The 18,531-nt window shown below is 73.0% G+C and carries 23 protein-coding genes; 10 read left to right on the forward strand and 13 right to left on the reverse strand.

The window, feature by feature from the left end; all coding sequences use genetic code 11:
- Positions 1 to 201 (reverse strand): hypothetical protein (locus tag LWC33_RS29060; RefSeq protein ID WP_233307887.1); only part of this gene is annotated, 201 nt, incomplete at its 3' end.
- A gap of 630 nt (positions 202 to 831) precedes the next feature.
- On the opposite strand from LWC33_RS29060, the gene LWC33_RS29065 reads away from it, so the two are divergent.
- Positions 832 to 1,428, forward strand: a complete 597-nt coding sequence (locus LWC33_RS29065; RefSeq protein ID WP_233307888.1) for a hypothetical protein — start codon at positions 832 to 834, stop codon at positions 1,426 to 1,428.
- A 736-nt stretch (positions 1,429 to 2,164) separates the two neighbouring features.
- Here the strand turns inward: LWC33_RS29065 and LWC33_RS29070 are convergent.
- Together LWC33_RS29070 and LWC33_RS29075 are read right to left on the reverse strand one after the other, a co-directional pair.
- Positions 2,165 to 2,794 (reverse strand): heme-binding beta-barrel domain-containing protein, encoded by a 630-nt coding sequence (locus LWC33_RS29070; RefSeq protein ID WP_232872407.1) that lies wholly within the window; start codon positions 2,792 to 2,794, stop codon positions 2,165 to 2,167.
- Positions 2,791 to 2,949 carry a hypothetical protein gene (locus LWC33_RS29075; RefSeq protein ID WP_156067801.1) on the reverse strand — a complete coding sequence of 53 codons (159 nt, stop codon included), beginning with the start codon at positions 2,947 to 2,949 and terminating at the stop codon, positions 2,791 to 2,793. Before LWC33_RS29075 ends, LWC33_RS29070 begins: the two co-directional genes overlap by 4 nt.
- A 95-nt stretch (positions 2,950 to 3,044) precedes the next feature.
- Between LWC33_RS29075 and LWC33_RS29080 the strand changes: the two genes are divergently transcribed.
- Positions 3,045 to 3,494: a DUF1622 domain-containing protein gene (locus LWC33_RS29080; protein ID WP_233307889.1), complete on the forward strand. Its 450-nt coding sequence runs from the start codon at positions 3,045 to 3,047 to the stop codon at positions 3,492 to 3,494.
- 77 nt (positions 3,495 to 3,571) lie between these two features.
- A complete protein-coding gene (locus tag LWC33_RS29085; RefSeq protein WP_233307890.1) occupies positions 3,572 to 4,909 on the forward strand; it encodes a chloride channel protein in 1,338 nt (445 codons plus the stop codon).
- A gap of 114 nt (positions 4,910 to 5,023) precedes the next feature.
- Here the strand turns inward: LWC33_RS29085 and LWC33_RS29090 are convergent, their stop codons facing one another.
- The 6 genes from LWC33_RS29090 to LWC33_RS29110 are packed head-to-tail and all read right to left on the reverse strand — an operon-like array spanning position 5,024 to position 8,115.
- A complete protein-coding gene (locus LWC33_RS29090) occupies positions 5,024 to 5,323 on the reverse strand; it encodes a DUF1416 domain-containing protein (RefSeq protein ID WP_233307891.1) in 300 nt (99 codons plus the stop codon).
- 3 nt (positions 5,324 to 5,326) lie between these two features.
- Entirely contained in the window at positions 5,327 to 6,163 is an 837-nt protein-coding gene (locus LWC33_RS29095; RefSeq protein ID WP_233307892.1) for a sulfurtransferase, read from the reverse strand.
- A gap of 49 nt (positions 6,164 to 6,212) precedes the next feature.
- Complete coding sequence (locus LWC33_RS29100) at positions 6,213 to 6,674, reverse strand: DUF4395 domain-containing protein (protein WP_233307893.1); 462 nt, start codon at positions 6,672 to 6,674, stop codon at positions 6,213 to 6,215.
- A 37-nt stretch (positions 6,675 to 6,711) separates the two neighbouring features.
- Complete coding sequence (locus LWC33_RS36650) at positions 6,712 to 6,852, reverse strand: putative leader peptide (RefSeq protein ID WP_372476714.1); 141 nt, start codon at positions 6,850 to 6,852, stop codon at positions 6,712 to 6,714.
- Positions 6,849 to 7,286 (reverse strand): thioredoxin family protein, encoded by a 438-nt coding sequence (locus LWC33_RS29105; protein ID WP_233307894.1) that lies wholly within the window; start codon positions 7,284 to 7,286, stop codon positions 6,849 to 6,851. The genes LWC33_RS36650 and LWC33_RS29105 overlap by 4 nt, the downstream gene beginning before the upstream one ends.
- Positions 7,287 to 7,326: 40 nt before the next feature.
- Positions 7,327 to 8,115 carry an LmeA family phospholipid-binding protein gene (locus tag LWC33_RS29110; protein ID WP_233307895.1) on the reverse strand — a complete coding sequence of 263 codons (789 nt, stop codon included), beginning with the start codon at positions 8,113 to 8,115 and terminating at the stop codon, positions 7,327 to 7,329.
- 377 nt (positions 8,116 to 8,492) lie between these two features.
- On the opposite strand from LWC33_RS29110, the gene LWC33_RS29115 reads away from it, so the two are divergent.
- The 6 genes from LWC33_RS29115 to pstB all read left to right on the forward strand — a co-directional run bounded on the left by LWC33_RS29115 (position 8,493) and on the right by pstB (position 14,569).
- The gene (locus tag LWC33_RS29115) at positions 8,493 to 9,263 is read left to right on the forward strand and encodes a winged helix-turn-helix transcriptional regulator (protein ID WP_233307896.1); all 771 of its coding nucleotides are present in this window, start codon (positions 8,493 to 8,495) and stop codon (positions 9,261 to 9,263) included.
- 89 nt (positions 9,264 to 9,352) lie between these two features.
- A complete protein-coding gene (gene mshD / locus LWC33_RS29120; protein ID WP_233307897.1) occupies positions 9,353 to 10,276 on the forward strand; it encodes a mycothiol synthase in 924 nt (307 codons plus the stop codon).
- Between the two features lie 248 nt (positions 10,277 to 10,524).
- On the forward strand, positions 10,525 to 11,622 hold the full coding sequence (pstS, locus tag LWC33_RS29125; protein ID WP_233307924.1) for a phosphate ABC transporter substrate-binding protein PstS: 1,098 nt from the start codon (positions 10,525 to 10,527) through the stop codon (positions 11,620 to 11,622).
- Positions 11,623 to 11,715: 93 nt separating this feature from the next.
- On the forward strand, positions 11,716 to 12,672 hold the full coding sequence (gene pstC, locus LWC33_RS29130; RefSeq protein ID WP_233307898.1) for a phosphate ABC transporter permease subunit PstC: 957 nt from the start codon (positions 11,716 to 11,718) through the stop codon (positions 12,670 to 12,672).
- Positions 12,672 to 13,775: a phosphate ABC transporter permease PstA gene (gene pstA, locus LWC33_RS29135; protein WP_372476715.1), complete on the forward strand. Its 1,104-nt coding sequence runs from the start codon at positions 12,672 to 12,674 to the stop codon at positions 13,773 to 13,775. Before pstC ends, pstA begins: the two co-directional genes overlap by 1 nt.
- A gap of 14 nt (positions 13,776 to 13,789) precedes the next feature.
- Positions 13,790 to 14,569: a phosphate ABC transporter ATP-binding protein PstB gene (gene pstB / locus LWC33_RS29140; RefSeq protein ID WP_233307899.1), complete on the forward strand. Its 780-nt coding sequence runs from the start codon at positions 13,790 to 13,792 to the stop codon at positions 14,567 to 14,569.
- 80 nt (positions 14,570 to 14,649) lie between these two features.
- On the opposite strand, the gene phoU (LWC33_RS29145) is transcribed toward pstB, so the two are convergent.
- The 4 genes from phoU (LWC33_RS29145) to LWC33_RS29160 form a co-directional block, all read right to left on the reverse strand.
- Positions 14,650 to 15,309 (reverse strand): phosphate signaling complex protein PhoU, encoded by a 660-nt coding sequence (gene phoU, locus LWC33_RS29145; protein WP_233307900.1) that lies wholly within the window; start codon positions 15,307 to 15,309, stop codon positions 14,650 to 14,652.
- A 132-nt stretch (positions 15,310 to 15,441) separates the two neighbouring features.
- Positions 15,442 to 15,651, reverse strand: a complete 210-nt coding sequence (locus LWC33_RS29150) for a dodecin (RefSeq protein WP_233307901.1) — start codon at positions 15,649 to 15,651, stop codon at positions 15,442 to 15,444.
- 48 nt (positions 15,652 to 15,699) lie between these two features.
- Positions 15,700 to 16,356, reverse strand: coding sequence for a phosphate signaling complex protein PhoU (phoU, locus tag LWC33_RS29155; protein WP_233307902.1), 657 nt, complete (start codon positions 16,354 to 16,356; stop codon positions 15,700 to 15,702).
- 74 nt (positions 16,357 to 16,430) lie between these two features.
- On the reverse strand, positions 16,431 to 17,783 hold the full coding sequence (locus LWC33_RS29160) for an LCP family protein (protein ID WP_233307903.1): 1,353 nt from the start codon (positions 17,781 to 17,783) through the stop codon (positions 16,431 to 16,433).
- Positions 17,784 to 17,846: 63 nt separating this feature from the next.
- On the opposite strand from LWC33_RS29160, the gene LWC33_RS29165 reads away from it, so the two are divergent.
- Positions 17,847 to 18,110, forward strand: a complete 264-nt coding sequence (locus tag LWC33_RS29165) for a hypothetical protein (protein WP_233307904.1) — start codon at positions 17,847 to 17,849, stop codon at positions 18,108 to 18,110.
- The last annotated feature ends 421 nt before the right edge of the window (positions 18,111 to 18,531 follow it).

Genomic DNA, 18,531 nt, shown 5'->3' on the forward strand with positions numbered 1-18,531 from the left:
GCTGAGCAGGGGGCCGCTGAGCAGGGGGCCGCTGAGCAGGGGGCCGCTGAGCTGGAGGCCGCCGGGCAGGGTAAGGCCGGGCAGGGGAGCGGGCGGGAAGCGGTCGCGGCCGACGCCGTCGCCCCGGCCGACGAGCGCCCCACCACCGCCCAGATCGCGGCGCTCGGTGCGGTCGGCCTCAGCGCCGCCGCCATCGGTCATTCGCGGGGCGTCGACGACGAGGCAGCCGCCGGCACAACCGAGCCCGGGGCCTCCGGACCCCGTTCGGGGAGTGCCACGGATGAGGGTGGGCTCGACGGAGCAGCCCCCTCGGAGCGAGGCAACCGCGCTGCCGACGTGGCCGCCTCGGAGCACCCTGCCGCCGGGGCCGCCGGGGCCGCCGGACCGGCGGACACCGCAGCCCCGTCCCGTTCCACCGGCGCGTCCGCCGACCAGGCCGGCGGTTCCGTCCAGGAGGCCGCCGGGGCAGCTGACCTCGGGCCGGCCACGCCCGCTGCGACGGCCGACCAGACGGTTGACTCCGCCGGAGCAGCCGACCTCGGTTCGGGCGTGAGCGCTGCGGCCACCGATCACACCGCTGACTTCGCCGGAGCAGCCGGTCTCGGGCCGACCGCCAGCGTTGCGTCCGCCGACCAGGCCGCTGACTCCCCCACAGCGGCCGACCTCAGGCCGACCGCAGCCGCCGATCAGACCGCCGGCTCCGCCGGGACAGCCGGCTTCGGCCCGACCGCCGGCGGTGCGGCTGACGGTCAGACGGCTGCATCCCCAGAAGCCGCCGACCTCGGACCGACCGTCGCCGCTGCGGCCGCAGGCTCGGTCGGCGGGGCGGCCGTGGCACCCGATGCCGGACGCACCGCCGAGGCTCGACCTACCGACACCACGCCCGAGAGCGGGCTCGCTGCCGAGGACGGACGCCCGACCGAGCGGGGACCTGATGCCCGCACCCCGGCCGAACAGGGTGACACCCTCGACCCGGACGCCGGGTCCGAGCGCCCGGGCCCCGGGCCGCAGTTCGACCGGCAGGACGAGTCGGCCGGTGTGCTGGAGCCGCTCAGCGCCGAGCAGCCGGGGCCGGAGGAGGCGGGGTCCAGCCGCTCCGTCGCCGCGGCCGTCCAGCACGCCCTGGCGGCACGGGCCCGCGCCGCGCAGCCGAACGGCGTGGTCGACCCCCGCCGCGGCGACGCCCGCGACCGGCTCCTCGCCGTGCTCCTCGACGACCCGGTGCGCGCGGTCGGCGCGACGGTCGAGCTGCAGAACCAGCAGGAGGAGTTGAGCCGACTCGCGGAAGAAATGCGGAATCGGCGCGACGAGCTCGGATCCGTCGTCCGCCGGCTGGCCGCCGCCGGCCTCGGCCCGGACCAGGTCGCGAAGCTCGCGGGCCTCGACCGCGCCGAGGTCGACCGCATGCTGAACACCCGCCGCCCCTGACCCACCGCTCGGCACGTGAGCTCCACGATCACTCCGAGCGGCACAGGAGCGCAGCTCCGACCGCGTTGAGGTGGCCGCCGGAACGATCACCGTCCACATGATCGTCGCGAGCGTCACAGGAGCGCGTAACGGGCAGCATCGTGGTGGCCCTCGGAACGATCACGGACTCGCGCAGTGTCGCTGCGAGTTCGACAAGAGTGCTCCACGGACCGCGCTGACGTGGCCGCCGGAACGATCACTGCGACCATGATCGTCGCGAGGGCGACAGGAACGCTCGGCGGGCAGCATCACGGTGTCCGTCGAAACGATCACCCGCCGGCCGGTCGCCGCGAGCGCCACCGGAGTGCGCTGCGGACGGCGTTGAGGTGACCGTCGGATTGATCAGGAGCGACGATGCAGGATCATTGCGAGTGGCACAGGGCACAGCTCGGACCGCTCTCACGTCACCGTCGAAACGAGCATGTGCTCGCAGCATGATCGATGCCAGCGCGACGGGAGCGCTCCTCGACCAGCGTCACGGTGACCGCCAGAATGATCACCGCACCCGTGATCGTCGCGAGCGTGACAGAAATGCTTGACGGGCAGCATCGAGGTGACCCTGGGAACGATGACGGGCTCGAGCATGCTCGCCGAACGATCACTCGCCCGAGCAGCGCTCCGAGGGTGACCGGAGCGCTCCTCCACCAGCGCCCCCGTGACCGCCGGAACGATCACCGCACGCGGATCAGCAAGGGCCTCAGCCCGCCACCCGGTGCAGCAGCGCGGACATGTGCGGCTGCATCGGCTGCCCCTCCATCGCCCGCTCGTCGACGTAGGCGAGGTCGCCCTGGTTGACCAGGCCGTAGAGCCGCTTGGCCGCGACGACGTCCTTGGCCGACGGCGTGCGCACCACGGCGTCGGTCTCGATCTGCCAGGAGCGCAGGTCGCCCTTCTCGCCGTACCACGCCTCGATGATCCCGGTGGCGTGGGCGATGAGGACCTCGAGCGAGCCGTCGGGCTGCGGGCGCCAGAACCCGGTCTCGCGCGCGGCGGGCCGGATCACCTTCCCGTCCTCGTCGAGCAGCCAGGCCCGGGCCTCGTACGAGACGAACGGGCGGCCGTCGTGCGCGAACACGAGCTGCTGGCCGAAGTGGAAGGGCCCGTCGATCGTCGGGTAGACGACCTCGCCGGTCCCGCGCCACACGCCGATCAGCGGGAGCAGGCCGACGCACTGCTCGTGCAGGTCCGGGCCCTGCCGGAGGTTCGCGGTGTCGTCGGGAACCGGCAGGTCGTCCCACTGCGGCCGGTTGCGCTGCGGGGAGTCCGGCGCGGCGTTGACGGGGCCGGTGATCGTGGTGGGGACGTCGTTGCCGTCGGGCTGGGTCATGCGGAGGGCTCCTCCGGGACTTCCTCGGTCGGCCGGGCCGCGAGCGCGGCGGCGGCGTCGGGCGCCGTCGTGAAGAGCCGCCGCAGCAGGAAGCCGGTGAAGGCGACCGTGCCGGCGCTCGCCGCGATCAGCAGCACGGTGAAGAACCAGTGCACGGCGGGCGAGCATAGTCCCGCCGACCCCCCGTTCGCCCGACCCGGGTGAGGGCGGCGCGCCTCCGTCCGGACCAGGCTGCCGGGCGGGAGGCGGAATGGGTGCGCTCGCGGCCGGGCCGGAGACGACGGTCGTCCGGCTGATGGACGGTACGGCGGTGGCCTTCGAGGTGCTCGGCGCGGCCGTACTGGTCGTCGGTCTGGTCTGGTCGGCCGTGCTGTCGGCCCGGGTCTGGCGGGCGACCGGGCGCGGCCGTGACGGCTACCTGACCCTGCGCGAGACCTTCGGCGGCACGCTCCTGCTGGCGATCGAGGTCCTGGTCGCCGCGGACCTGCTCCGCACGATCGCGGTCGAGCCGACCCTGCAGAACGTCGCGATCCTCGGCCTGATCGTCGTGATCCGGACCTTCCTCAGCTTCTCCCTGGAGATCGAGATCGACGGCGTCCCGCCCTGGCGCCGGGCGTTGACGAGCGGCCCGGAACGGATGGTCGCCGCGGCCGTGCGGGGGCGCGACCGGACCGCCACGTCGGCCGGTGGGAGCGGCTGAGTCACCCGCTCCGGGCGGTGCCGCCCGCGCGCCCGGCCGCGAAGGTGGGCGACCGGCGCGACGACGGGAGAGTGGTGATGGCCCAGGCGGACGAGGCCGCGAGGACGGGGACCGGCACGGGCACGACGGCACCGCTGTCCCCCGAGGCCGTCCTCCGCTCGTCCGGATACACCCGGCTCCTGCTCCTCGGCGCGATCGTCGGGGCGCCGATCTCGGCGGCCGCGTACTTCTTCCTCCAGCTCGTCATGGGGCTGCAGCACTGGACCTACACCGACCTGCCACGGACCCTGGGGCTCGGCGCTGCGCCCGTGTGGTGGCCGTTCCCGGTGCTCGCCGTGGCGGGCCTGGCGGTCGGGACCGTCATCCGCTACCTGCCCGGCCACGGTGGGCACTCGCCCGCCGACGGCTTCCAGACCGGCCGTACGCCCCTCCCACGGGACCTTCCCGGGATCTTGCTGGCCGCGCTCGTCGGGCTGGGGCTCGGGGTCGTCCTGGGGCCCGAGGCGCCCCTGATCGCGCTGGGCGGTGGGCTCGGTGTCCTCGCCCTGCAGCTGGCCCGGAGGGGCGCCGACGCCCGCGCGGCCGCCGTGCTCGCCGCGACCGGCAGCTTCGCGGCGATCAGCACACTGTTGGGGTCGCCGATCCTGGGGGCCTTCCTGCTGATGGAGGCGTCGCTGGCCGCGGGCGCGGCGCTCGGCGTGATCCTGCTGCCCGGCCTGCTCGCGGCCGGGATCGGCTCGCTGATCTTCCTCGGGCTGGACTCGCTGACCGGGCTCGGAACGGCGTCGCTGAGCCTGCCCGGCCTCCCGCCGTTCGGCCGCACCGACATCGTCCAGTTCGGGTGGGCGGTGCTGGCCGGCCTGCTCGCGGCGCTGGTCGGCACCGGTATCCACCGGCTGACCGCCGTCGTGCGGCGGCAGGTCGAGCCCCGGATCGTCGCGGCGGGGCCGGTGATCGGGGTGGTCGTGGCCGGCCTGGCCGTGCTGGCGGCGGTCCTGAGCGGGCACGACGTGTCGTTCGTGCTGTTCTCGGGACAGGATGGCCTGGGTCAGCTGTTGGCCGGCCAGGCCGGGTGGGCGCCCATGGCGTTGGCGGTCGTGCTCGTCGCGAAGGCGCTGACGTACGCGCTGTGTCTCGCGAGCTTCCGCGGCGGCCCGATCTTCCCCGCGCTCTTCATCGGTGGCGCGGGCGGCCTGCTGCTGTCGCACCTGCCCGGGCTGCCGCTCGTGGCCGGGGTGGCGATGGGCATCGGCGCGATGGCCGTGGTGATGCTGCGCCTGCCCCTCACCTCGGTGCTGCTGGCGACGCTGCTGCTCGGCTCCGACGGGCTGGCCGTGATGCCGCTTGTCATCGTCGCGGTCGTCGTCGCGCACGTGACCGCCGCGCGCCTGGCCCCGGCACCACCGACGGTCTGATCCCGACTCGCGGAAGCTCAGGCCCCGACTCGCGGAAGCTCAGACCCCGACTCGCGGAAACGACACCGCCCCGGTCGCCACGAGGGCGACCGGGGCGGTGGTCGTACGGATCCGTCAGGCGACTGCGATCTCCGTCCGGTGCAGGCCCGGCGCCTCCGGCGCGAGCGTGGCCTCGCCGTTGCCGCTGCGGGACAGCGCCCGCACGGTCCAGGTGCCCGGCGCGGCGAAGAACCGGAAGTCGCCGGAGGCCGACGACACGACCTCGGCCGTGAACTCGCCGGTGCCGTCGAGCAGCCGCACGAACGCGCCGCCGACCGGCTTGCCGGCGGACACGACGCGCCCGGCCAGCACGGTCTCCTTGGTCAGGTCGGTCCCGGCGGGCAGCTGCGCCGCCTGGTCAGGTGCTCCACACATACGTCACTTGCTCCCCAGCTCGATCGGCACGCCGATGAGCGAGCCGTACTCGGTCCAGCTGCCGTCGTAGTTCTTCACGTCGGTGTGCCCCAGCAGCTCGCGCAGCACGAACCACGTGTGGCTGGAGCGCTCGCCGATGCGGCAGTAGGCGATGGTCGACTTGCCGGCGTCGAAGCCCGCCTCGCCGTACAGGGCGGTGAGCTCGTCGTCGGACTTGAAGGTGCCGTCCTCGTTGGCCGCCTTCGACCACGGGATGTTGATGGCCGACGGGATGTGACCCGGCCGCTGCGACTGCTCCTGCGGCAGGTGCGCCGGAGCGAGGATCTTGCCGGAGAACTCGTCCGGCGAGCGGACGTCGACCAGGTTCTTGGTCCCGATCGCCGCGACGACCTCGTCGCGCAGGGCGCGGATCGAGGCGTCGGCCGGCTTGGCGGTGTAGCTGGTGCCGGCGCGCTCCGGCACCTCCGTGGTCAGCGTGCGGCCGTCGAGCTCCCACTTCTTGCGGCCGCCGTCGAGCAGCACGACCTTCTCGTGGCCGTAGAGCTTGAACTCCCAGTACGCGTAGGCGGCGAACCAGTTGTTGTTGCCGCCGTACAGGACGACCAGGTCGTCGTCGGCGACGCCCTTGCTCGACAGCAGCTCGGCGAACTGCTCCTGCGACACGATGTCGCGGCGGACCGGGTCCTGCAGCTCGGTCGTCCAGTTGATCTTGACGGCACCCGGGAGGTGGCCGCCGTCGTAGGCGGTGGTGTCCTCGTCGACCTCGAGGAACACGACGCCCTCGGTGCCCAGGTTCTTCTCCGCCCAGTCGGCGGTGACCAGGACGTCCTCGCGGCTCATGCTGATGTCACTCCTGTGTGTCGATGTGTGTCGTGAACGTGTGGGTGGTTCAGGCGCGTGCGGCGCGCGCCCGGGCGAGCAGGCCGTACATCTCGCAGCCGAGGCAGAAGCCGAAGGCGGCGTTGAGGAAGGCTGCCACCAGCGCGAACGCCGCGGCGACGATCCCGAGCACGGTCAGCCCGGAGAAGTAGCCGATCGCGCCGACCGCGGCGAAGACGAAGCCCACGGTCTGGGAGAAGCGGACCGGTGCCGCCTCCTCGCGCTCGGCCGGCCGCCCCAGGCGAGGCGCGACCGCCAGCCGGTAGAGCACGCCGTAGGGCGCGAACCGCATGCCGGCGAACGCGCCCGCCGCGAACACCAGCGCCTGCGCGGCGGCGAGCCAGCCGCTGCCGCTGACGAGGACCAGCGCCAGGACGACGGTGGTCAGTCCCGCGGCGAAGCGGACGCCGCGAGGGTCCAGGGGCGGGTCGGCCGAACGCGCGGGCGCGCCGGACCCGTCCGGTGCGGACATGGGGGAACTCCTGAGGTTCTCGACGAGAGCGGTCGGTTCAGGAGCGCCGACACAGGCAGCCGGCGACGCGGCACAGATCGACTGCGCGGCGTCGGGTCAGCGGCCAGTTCACGGCAGCGAGGGTAACCGAAACGTCCGGTCGGCGGGAGCGGCGTCCCGGAAGATGGACGCCCGTCACGCCGGACGTCCGCGCAGCTCGGGGGCCAGGGCCGCGTCGAGCTCGGCACGACGGGGCACACCGGACACCCGCAGCAGCTCACGGCCGGTGCGATCGAACCCGATCGTGGTGGGCGTCCGCATCACGGACAGGGCGCGTGCGACGTCGGGGCGGTCGGCGACGTCGATCTCGACGTGCCGCACCCCCGGCTCGCCCGCGGCCAGCTCACCGAGCACGCCCGCCGTCTGCCGGCAGGGGGTGCAGACCGGCGACGAGAGCTGCAGCAGGAGCACCTGCTCCGCACCCTCGGGGGTCGATCCGGTGAGCGCCCAGCCGTCCGGGGAGCCGGCGCCGGTCGTGGTGCGCACCCGGCCGTTGCGGGCGCGCAGCACCAGCCCCACCGCGGTCGCCAGGGCCAGCGCCGCGATCAGGACCACGAGTCCCGTGCCGCTCATGTCCCGGGCCAACCCGGCGGCCCGCCGCGATGTTCCCGGGTCAGCCGGCCGCACCCGATCCGGGGACGGCCCCGATGACGACGTCGCGCGTCTGGCCGGAGATCTCCAGCGTGCCGTCGCGCGCCTGGAGCTTCGTGGGCACCACGCCGAACGGGAGCCCGCCCGGGTCGATGCGCAGCGCGAAGGTCTGCTTCGCGAGCTCGGTGATCGCGTCGGGCAGCGGCTTGCCGTCGCTGCCGCGGACGTCGCGCGGCACCACCCGCATCGCGCCGTCGGCCACCTGGAGCTCGGCGAGCACGACCGGCTGGTACTTCTTGCCGGCGACCGTCACCGTGCCGGCGAGCCGCGCGACGGAGTCCGGGTCGAGCTGCCGCATCGTGGGGTCGCCACCCTTCTTCACGACGTCCGCGATGCCGTTGGCGTCGATGTTGCCGACGCTGAACTGCTCGACACCCGGGAGCATCCGCTGCAGGTCGTCGGCCCCGACCCGGGCCGCACCCTCGGCCGTGCTCACGCGCAGCCCGGGCGTGCCGGAGCCGAGCAGACCGGACAGCGGCGCCTCGACGTCGCGCAGGTCGGCGCGCAGCTGCACGTTGTGCAGGTCGCCGATCTGGAGCCGGTCCGCGCGGACCTCGACCGAGCGGTACTCGCCCGAGACCGCCTGGGTGAGGAAGGGGAACCCGTTGATCCGTACCGAGGGGTCGTCGGCGAGGCCGAGGCGGTCCCGCAGCTGGCGGGACACCACCGACTCCGCGGCCGCCGCCGTGGCGTAGTCCGCGGCGACCAGGACCCCGGCGAGGACCAGCACCGCGACGATCAGGCGTTTCACTCTCGGACCTCCGGCTCGCACGCGTCGCGCGAGCCAACCTAGAGACCCCGGTGAACGGCGCGGACGCCGGGCCCGTCACCCGCCGTCCGTCACGGTGCCTTGACGACGGCGTAACGCGCCTGAAACGACAACGGCGTCCGGGTGGGGGAATTGGTCACGCAGCGGTATTTCTGCAGCGCACGGGCTCGTCGAACGGGGTGAGCTGGCTCGCGGAACTCGTGTCCGCGCCCGCTGCTCGCTTATTCTTGACCGATCCGCGTGACGGACCCGCCGGGTCGCGCGGTGCGAACGGAGGTCGGCGTCGCCCACCGTGACCCGAACGACGGACGCCGGTCGTGGTGTCCGCCGTCGACATCTCCGGTGGAGAGGAGGCAGCGGTGGAACTACTACTGCTGACAGCGGATACGGACCCCGGTTCGGTGCTCCCCGCGCTGACCCTGCTCCCGCACGGCGTCCGCACCGCGGCGCCCGAGGTGGCCGCCCTGCTCGACGCCGGCCCCCACGACGCGGTCCTCGTCGATGCACGCTCCGACCTGGTCGCCGCGCGGAGCCTGTGCCGGCTGCTCGGCAGCACCGGTACGGACGTGCCCGTCATCGCCGTGCTCAACGAAGGCGGACTCGTGGCCGTCTCCGGTGAGTGGGTGGTCGACGAGATCCTGCTCCCGTCCGCGGGACCCGCGGAGGTCGATGCGCGCCTGCGGCTGCTCAAGTCCCGTCCGGGGGCCGACGCGGCGAACGCCGGCGGTGCGCTGGTGCTGGGCGAGCTGGTGATCGACGAGGCGACCTACGCGGCGCGGCTGCGCGGGCGCCTGCTCGAGCTGACCTACAAGGAGTTCGAGCTGCTGAAGTACCTCGCGCAGCACGCGGGCCGGGTGTTCACCCGCGCCCAGCTCCTGCAGGAGGTCTGGGGCTACGACTTCTTCGGTGGCACCCGCACCGTCGACGTCCACGTGCGGCGGCTGCGCGCGAAGCTCGGCCCGGAGCACGAGCAGATGATCGGGACCGTGCGCAACGTCGGCTACAAGTTCGTCCGCCCCGGCCGGGCCGGGCTGGGCGTGCCGGCCGGCGGGATCCCGGAGGAGAGCGACACCGACACGGACGACGACGGCGACCGAGCCGCCCTCCGTGGCCTCCACCAGTTGCACTGAACAGGTCGGCTCCGGCCGCCGGCGCTCCCCGTCGACACCGGTCCGTCGAGCACGGCGCACCGGGACGGCCCGCGGGTAGGGTCGTCCCGGTGAGCGCCGTCCGGGTCCTGTCCGAGATCGACACCGTCACCACGGCCGGCGTTCGCGCCCTGGCCGAGGCGGCGGAGCGGGCCGACGGGCGGGAGCCGTTCTCCGAGCAGTTCCTGCTGAACCTCCGCGGCGGCGCTCGCGAGAGCGTCGTGCACCTCGTCGTCGGGACCGAGGGCGCGACCGACCGGGCGGGCAGCGAGTCCCCGGGCGTCGAGGACGTCGTCGCCGGGTACGCCCAGCTCGACGGCACCTCGGCCGAGCTGGCCGTCCACCCCGACCACCGTCGCCGCGGGATCGGCACCGCGCTGCTCGCGGAGCTGACCACGCGGGCCGAGAAGCTCGACGTCTGGGCGCACGGCGACCTCCCGGCCGCAGCCGCCCTCGCCGCGTCCCGCGGCCTCGAGCGCGCCCGGGTGCTCTGGCAGATGCGCCGCACCCCCGACGCCGGCCCACTGCCCGCACTGACCGTGCCCGAGGGCGCCACGATCCGGCCCTTCGTCGTGGGCGAGGACGAGGCCGAGTTCCTGCGCGTGAACAACGCCGCCTTCGACTGGCACCCCGAGCAGGGCGGCTGGAGCATCGACCAGGTCCGCGAGCGCGAGGCCGAGGAGTGGTTCGACGCCGAGGGCTTCCTGCTCGCGGTCGACGCCGGTGGCACGCTGCTCGGCTACCACTGGACCAAGGTGCACCCGCCGACTGCGACCGAGCCGTCGATGGGCGAGGTCTACGTGCTCGGCGTGGACCCGGCCGCGCACGGCCGGGGCCTGGGCCGGGTGCTCACCCTGGCCGGCCTGCACCACCTCGCGGGGCGCGGGCTCGACACCGTGCTGCTCTACGTCGAGGCGGACAATGCGCCCGCGGTACGGGTGTACGAGAAGCTCGGCTTCACCGTCCACACCGCGGACGTCATGTACTCCTCGTGAGGCGCTCCTAGCCGGGTGTCACCGGTCCGTGCGGCACGTCACGCCGCAGGTCACGGGCCGGTCACGTGCAGTCCAGCACGCGATGAAGCCCGTGCCGTTCGGGTTACCTGTTCATCCTCCGTTCATCCGTAGTGGGTCGAGCGTCCACCGGACCCACTTAGCGTTCGTCGCCGTGCGGCCGTCCGGGCCGCGTGTGCGGCCGGTTCCGACCGGCGACCCCGAACACGGAGGAACCAGCAGTGAAGACCATGCGCCCGAAGCGCGCGCGGATCGCCGCCGTCGGCCTTGCGGCCAGTGGAGCCATCGTGCTCGCCGGCTGCGGTGCGGCCAACGAGGGCTCGTCGTCGGGCGGGGCGTCCGCCGCCCCGTCGGCCACCGTGTCGGGCACGATCGCCGGCGCCGGCGCCAGCACCCAGCAGGCCGCCACCCAGGCCTGGGTCGCGGGCTTCACTGGCAGCAACCCCGACGCCACGATCAACTACGACCCGAGCGGCTCGGGCGCGGGCCGTACGCAGTTCATCGCCGGCGGCGTGGACTGGGCGGGCAGCGACGCCTATATCAAGGGCGACGAGGTGGCCAAGGCGCAGCAGCGCTGCGGTGGCGACATCGTCGAGGTCCCGGTCTACGTCTCGCCGATCGCGGTCGTCTACAACTTGCCGGGCGTCGACAACCTGCAGCTCTCGCCGTCGACCCTGGCGAAGATCTTCGACAAGAAGATCACCACCTGGAACGACCCGGCCATCGCCGCGGACAACCCGGGCGTGACCCTGCCGTCGACCGCGATCGCGCCGGTCAACCGGTCGGACAAGTCCGGCACCACCCAGAACTTCACCGACTACCTGAAGGCCGCGGCGGGGGCCGACTGGCCGTACGATGTCAGCGACAGCTGGCCGGTCCAGGGCGGCGAGGCCGCGCAGGGCACCTCCGGTGTCGTCGGCGCGGTCAAGGCCGGCGCGGGCACCATCGGCTACGCGGACGAGAGCCAGGCCAAGGGCCTCGGCCAGGCGAAGATCAAGGTCGGCGACCAGTTCGTCGCCCCGACCCCGGGCGGGGCGGCCACGCTGCTCGAGTCGTCCGAGCGCGTCTCCGACGGCGGCCCGAACGCCTTCGCCTACAAGCTCAACCGCACGGTGACCGACGCGAGCGCCTACCCGGTCTCGCTCGTGTCGTACACCATCGCGTGCAGCAAGTACTCCGACGCCGGGAAGTCGGCGCTGGTCAAGGCGTACCTGAACTACGTGATCAGCCCGGAGGGCCAGCTGGCCGCGCAGCAGGCCGCCGGTTCGGCCCCGCTGACCGACACGATCCGCCAGCAGATCACGCCGGCGGTCAGCGCCATCGCCTGATGAGCACCTGAGCCGGCGGGCCCGGTGATACCGCCCCCCGCCCACCCCCGCCCCCGACCGGTGCCGCCCCACCCCGCATGCAGAGAGGACGCCGTGAGCGCCCCCACCACGACCCCCGCGACGGCGACCCCGTCGACCAAGCCCGTCCGTCAACTCGGCGACCGGATCTTCGCCGGGTCCGCCACGGGCGCCGGCGTCCTGATCCTGATCGTGCTCGCCGGTGTGGCGGTCTTCCTGATCGCCCAGGCGATCCCGGCCTTCACCGCCTCGCCGGCCGAGCTGCCGGGTGGCAAGAGCCTGACCGCGTACATCGGCCCGCTGGTCTTCGGCACGCTGCTCTCCGCCCTGATCGCGCTGGTGATCGCCACGCCGCTGGCGGTGTGCGTCGCCCTCTTCATCACCCACTACGCACCGCGCCGCCTCGCCCAGGGGCTCGGCTACGTGGTCGACCTGCTGGCCGCGGTGCCCAGCATCGTCTACGGCCTGTGGGGCGTGGCCGTCCTCGCGCCCGCCTCGCTGCCGTTCATGACCTGGCTGCAGGACTACCTCGGCTGGATCCCGCTCTTCGCCGGGCCGGTGTCGGCCACCGGCCGCACGATGCTCGTCGTCGGCGTCACGCTCGCCGTGATGATCCTGCCGATCATCACCGCCGTCTCGCGCGAGGTCTTCCTCCAGACGCCGAAGCTGCACGAGGAGGCCGCCCTGGCCCTCGGCGCCACGCGCTGGGAGATGATCCGCATGGCCGTGCTGCCGTTCGGCCGCTCCGGCATCATCTCGGGCGCCATGCTGGGCCTCGGCCGCGCGCTCGGCGAGACGATGGCCGTCGCGATCATCCTGTCCGGCTCGGGCATCATCACCTTCAACCTGATCAGCTCGAGCAACCCGTCGTCGATCGCGGCGAACATCGCCCTGCAGTTCCCCGACTCCACCGGCGTCGCGGTGAACACCCTGATCGCGTCCGGCCTGGTGCTCTTCGTGATCACCCTGCTCGTCAACTCCATCGCGCGCTGGATCATCAACCGGCGGCGCGAGTTCTCGGGGGCGAACTGATGACCAGCGACACCCGCACCGACACCGACCGCTCCCGGACGGACGGCGAGCTGGCCGAGCAGGCCGTCGTCCCGATGCCGCTCGTGCGCGCGGAGCTCCCGCGCTGGGCGCCGTGGGGCATCCTCGTCGCCTCCCTCGTCGTGGTCGGCGGCATCCTCGCTGCCACCGGCAACTTCGGCATCGGGCTCACCCTGGTGCTCGGCGCGCTCCTCTACGCCGTCGTGACCTACGTCGTCTCCCGCTCCGTCGAGGGCGGGCGCAAGGCCACGGACCGCGTCGTCACCATCGTGGTGAACGTCGCCTTCCTGATCGCCCTGATCCCGCTGATCTCGGTGATCGTCACGGTGCTCCAGAACGGGATCGCCCGCTTCGACGGGGCGTTCTTCACCAACTCGATGCGCGGCGTCGTCGGTGAGGGTGGCGGCGGCTACCACGCGATCATGGGCACGCTGATCATCACGGCCCTGGCCGCCGCGATGTCCATCCCGGTCGGCATCCTCACCGCCGTCTACCTGGTGGAGTACGGCAAGGGCCGCCTGGCGCGGGCCATCACGTTCTTCGTCGACGTCATGACGGGCATCCCGTCGATCGTCGCCGGCCTGTTCGCCTTCGCCTTCTTCGCGCTCTTCGCCGGTCCGGGCATCCGCTTCGGTTTCGGCGGCGCGGTCGCCCTGTCGATCCTGATGATCCCGGTGGTCGTGCGCTCGACCGAGGAGATGCTCAAGATCGTCCCGAACGAGCTGCGCGAGGCGGCCTACGCGCTCGGGACGCCGAAGTGGCGCACGATCCTCAAGGTCGTCATCCCGACGTCGATCGCCGGCATCGCCTCGGGCGTGACCCTCGCGGTCGCCCGCGTCATCGGCGAGACGGCGCCCCTGCTGATCATCGCGGGCCTGACGACCGGGGTGAACCTCAACCCGTTCAGCGGCCGCATGACCACACTGCCGGTGTTCGCGTACAACTCCTACGCGGCCCCCGGCGTCCCGCGCGAGCCCTTCATCGACCGCGCGTGGACCTCGGCCCTGGTCCTGATCATCATCGTCCTCATCCTGAACCTGCTGGCGCGGCTCGTCGCCACGCTGTTCGCCCCCAAGACCCGCTGAACCGAGGTAGCGACGTGAGCAAGGCAGTCCACGCCAAGGACCTGAACATCTACTACGGCTCGTTCCTCGCCGTCGAGGGCGTGAACATCGAGATCAAGCCGAAGACCGTCACGGCGCTGATCGGCCCGTCCGGCTGCGGCAAGTCCACCTTCCTGCGGTCCATCAACCGCATGCACGAGGTGATCCCGGGCGCGCGCGTCGAGGGCAGCCTGACCCTGGACGGCAAGGAGCTCTACGGCGCGGGCGTCGACCCCGTCGGGGTGCGCCGGCAGATCGGCATGGTCTTCCAGCGGCCGAACCCCTTCCCGACGATGTCGATCTACGAGAACGTCATCGCCGGGCAGAAGCTCAACAACAAGCGCGCCGGCAAGAAGGCGACCGACGAGCTCGTCGAGCGCTCGCTGCGGGGCGCCAACCTGTGGAGCGAGGTCAAGGACCGCCTCGACAAGCCCGGCTCGGGCCTGTCCGGTGGTCAGCAGCAGCGGCTCTGCATCGCCCGCGCGATCGCGGTGCAGCCCGACGTGCTGCTCATGGACGAGCCCTGCTCGGCGCTCGACCCGATCTCCACGCTCGCGATCGAGGACCTGATCAACGAGCTGAAGACGGACTACACGATCGTCATCGTGACCCACAACATGCAGCAAGCGGCGCGGGTCAGCGACTTCACCGGGTTCTTCACCATCGAGGGCACCGGTAAGCCCGGCCACCTCGTGGAGATGGACGAGACGAAGACGATCTTCTCGCAGCCGAAGCAGAAGGCGACCGAGGACTACGTCTCCGGCCGGTTCGGCTGAGCCGACCGAGGACCTGCGGGAACGGACGCCGGCGGTGCGCGACACCGCCGGCGTCTGGCGTTCTCGGGGTCCGGCCCTCCCTAGAGCTGGAACGCCCCCGATTGCTGGCCGGTCACGACGTAGACGGTGCGCTCGGCCAGGGAGACCGCGTGGTCGGCGATGCGCTCGTAGAAGCGCGCGAGCAGTGTCAGGTCCACGGCGGCGGGGATGCCGCAGTTCCACTCGTCCCCGAACATCAGGGTGAACAGGTCGCGGTGCAGCGCGTCGACCTGGTCGTCGTCGGTCTCGAGTTCGAGGGCGAGGATGACGTTGCGGGTGCGGAGCACGGTCACGGCCTTGCTCATCATCGCGCCGACCTGCGTGCTGAGCTCCACCAGGACCTCCCGCGCCTCCTCGGGGACGCACGAGTCCGGGTGCCGGCGGCGGGCCGACTCGGCGATGTGCTGGGCGAGGTCGCCCACCCGCTCCAGCTCGTGCGCCGACTGGATCGCCGCGACGACCACGCGCATGTCCGGCCCGACGGGGGCGAAGATCGTGATCGTCTCGGTGGCGAGCACCTCGATCCGCGCCCGCAGGTCGTCGATCGCCGGGTCGCCCTCGATCACCCGCTCGGCGAGGCGGGGGTGCCGGTCGAGCAGGGCGGCGCAGGCCGCGCGGAACGCGGCCACGACGGCGTCGCCCATCTCGCCCAGCAGCGCCTGCATCCGGGCGGTGTTGCCGTCCAGGGTGTCCCGTGCCACCGGGCCAGCCTAGGAAACGGGCGAGTCGGTCACGGCCGGAGGTGCGTGAACGGTCGATGAACGGCGGGCGTTCCCAGGAGACCGCCGAAGAACCCCGGCCTCCTACGAGGACCGGGGTTCTTCAGCGATCTCCTACGGGTCGAGACGGAAGCCCACCTTCATGCCGACCTGGAAGTAGTCGACGGCCCCGTCCTGCAGGTTCCCGCGGATCTCCGTGACCTCGAACCAGTCCAGCCCGCGGAGTGTCTCGTGGGCACGGCTCACGCCGTTGCGGATCGCCGCTTCGACGCTCTCGGGGGAGGTGCCGACGATCTCGGTGATGCGGTACACATGATCCGACATGCACCTGTGTAGCCCGATCACGGGGTGCCCCAAACGCTGGAGCGGCGATCAGACGGCGAGCGGCCCCGGCATCTGCCCGGTCACGACGTAGACGATCCGGCGCGCGACCGCGACCGCGTGGTCGGCGTAGCGCTCGTAGAACCGGGCGAGCAGCGTGACGTCGACCGCGGCCTCCACGCCGTGGGTCCAGTTGCGGTCCATCAGCACCGTGAACATGTGCTTGTGCAGGTCGTCCATCGCGTCGTCGTCCGACTCGAGCTCGGCGGCGGCCGCGAGGTCGCGGCTGCGGATGACCGCGCCGGCCTTGCGGGCCAGCGCGACGCCGACCCGGCCCATCTCGGCGAAGTACGGCGCGATCTCGTCCGGCAGCACGGGCTGCGGGTGGCGGCGCCGCGCAGCCTGTGCCACGTGCAGCGCGAGGTCGCCCATCCGCTCGATGTCGCCGGCACCGTGGATCGCGGAGACGACGATCCGCAGGTCCGTCGCCACCGGGGCCTGCAGGACGAGGAGCGCGAAGGCCCTCTCCTCGGCGGTGTGCCGGATCTCGTCGATCCGGATGTCCTCGTCGATGACCTCCTCGGCCAGCCGGAGGTCCGCGTCGAGGAGTGCACGGGTCGCCTTCTCCATGGCTGTCGCGACGTCCTCGCACATCCCCGCGAGGGCGTCGGCGAGCTCGTCGAGCTGTTCGGTGTAGGCGTCGCGCATGCTCCGAGGGTAAAGGGGTGCGATCAGGCGCACAGCCTCAGGACGTGAACCGGCGATGAACGCTCGGGGCGGGATCAGCCGCAGGAGGCGGTCGGCGCGGTCTGCGCGGCCGGGGCGGCGGTGTCCGTCACCGGGGCCCGGACGGTGCCGTCGAAGGAGCTGCCGAGCACCAGCTGCAGGGTGCCGGTGCTGCCCGGGTCCTGGACGAGCCGCGCGCCCGGGACGACCTCGCCGAGCAGCTCGGCGGCGTCGGCGCGGTCCGGGGAGAAGCGCAGGAGCGTCTCGGCGGCGGGCTTCGGGGCGTTGCCGACCTCGCCCACGCCGAAACCGAGGGACCGCAGCGCGTCGCCGACCTGGCGGCCGAGCCCGTCGCGGCCCGCGGCGTTCACCACCCCGACCGTGACGTCGGCGGGCTTCGGGCCCTCGGACGACGCGACCGGAGTCGTGGTGGTCGGGAGGGGCTGGTCCTTGCGCAGCGCGGAGAAGAGCCGGGAGGACTCGGTGTCGCGCAGCTCCAGGTTGCCGCGGGTGTTCGGGACGGGCGAGACGGGTAGCGGGAGGAAGGTGACGCCGTCGGCGTTCGGCCGGTCGAGCGCGGAGGTCAGCCGGACCATCTCGTGCACGCCGACGTCGTCGGCGAGCATGCTGCGGCCCAGCGCGCCGGCGAAGTCCCGGGTCGTGCCCGGGGAGAGCAGGGTCGAGGCGGAGAGGGCCTCGCGGAAGGTGGCCGCGAGCAGCCGCTGCTGGCGTTGCAGTTGGCCGAGCGCAGGGGAGGGGTCGGTGGGCACCGACGCCGCCTCGGCGAACCGGACGGCCTGCGCCCCGTCGAGCCGCGTGGTCCCGGCCTTCGGGATCACGGTGCCGAGCGTGCGGTCGTCGACGGGCTGCTCGACGCAGACGTCGACGCCCCCGATCGCGTCGACCATGCCGGCGATACCGGGCAGGTCCAGCGCGACGAACCGGGTCACCGACATCCCGGTCATCTGCTGCACCGTGCGGACGAGGCACCGCGGCCCGCCCACCGCGTAGGCCGACGACAGCGCGGTCCGGGTCTCGGCGGGAACGGTCTCGTCGAGGTAGGTCGCGGCCGCGGGGTCCCAGCGCGGGCAGGGCGGCCGGTTGATCTCCAGGTCCATCGGGAAGGAGACGCCGACGACCCGGTCCCCGCCCGCCGCGACGTGCGCGAGCATCAGCGTGTCCGTGCGTTCGCCCGTCGCCGCCGGGGTGCCCGAGCTGCCGGAGGCGGTGCCGAGGACCAGCACGTTGTCGTCGCTGGCCTGGCCCTTGGCGTCGATCACCCCCGACTCGGGGTCGAGCGCGGCGACCGTGCGGATCGTGGAGTCCATCCAGCGGGTGGCGCCCCAGCTCAGCGCGACGCCGAGGAAGGTCAGGAGCGCCAGCGCGGCCGCGGTGATCCGGCCGGCCACGGCGAGGCGGGACGGGGGCTTCGGCGGGGTGTCCGTCGCTGCCCGGCGGTCGGCGCGCCGGCTGTGAGGGGCCCCGTCCCCGTCGGCGGCGTCCTCGTCGCTGTCCTCGTCGCTGTCCTCGTCGTCGAGGTCGACGCCGGCGTGGGCGGCGGTCAGGCGGGTGAGGCTCGCGTCGATCGCGCGGGTGCGATCGGCGAGGGCGTCGGCGTCGTCATTGTCGTCGTTGTCGTCGCGGTCCTCTGCCGGTCCGGCGCCGACCGGGGGGACGAGGGCGGTGTCATCGCCGCGGGGGGTGCGCAGGGCGCGGCCGGGGGTGTCCGGCCCTGACCTGGCACGCAGTCGGGTGGTGGAGTCGGCGGGCCGGCGTGTCGCGCCGGTGCTCGTCGTGGGGGCGGCGTGCTCGGCTCCGTTGGGCGGCAGGGGAACTTGCGGTCCCGTGCCGAGGGGAGGCTGTGGTCCAGTGCCGTACGGCGGCAGGGGAGGTTGCGGTCCGGTGTTGTGGGGGGGTAGGGGCGGTTGCGGGCCGGTGCCGTGGGGCGGCAGGGGCGGTAGCGGTCCGGTGCCATGGGGCGGCAGGGGCGGTAGCGGGCCGGTGCCGGGTGGCGGCAGAGGAGCTTGCGGTCCGCTGCCGGGTGGCGGCAGAGGAGCTTGCGGTCCGCTGCCGTGTGACGGCAGGGAGGGTTGTGGTCCGGTGCCGATGGGCGGCATCTGCGGCCCGGTGCCGTGTGGCGGCAGAGGAGCTTCTGGT

The sequence above is a fragment of the Pseudonocardia terrae genome, assembly GCF_021343995.1.
Lineage (GTDB): Bacteria > Actinomycetota > Actinomycetes > Mycobacteriales > Pseudonocardiaceae > Pseudonocardia > Pseudonocardia terrae.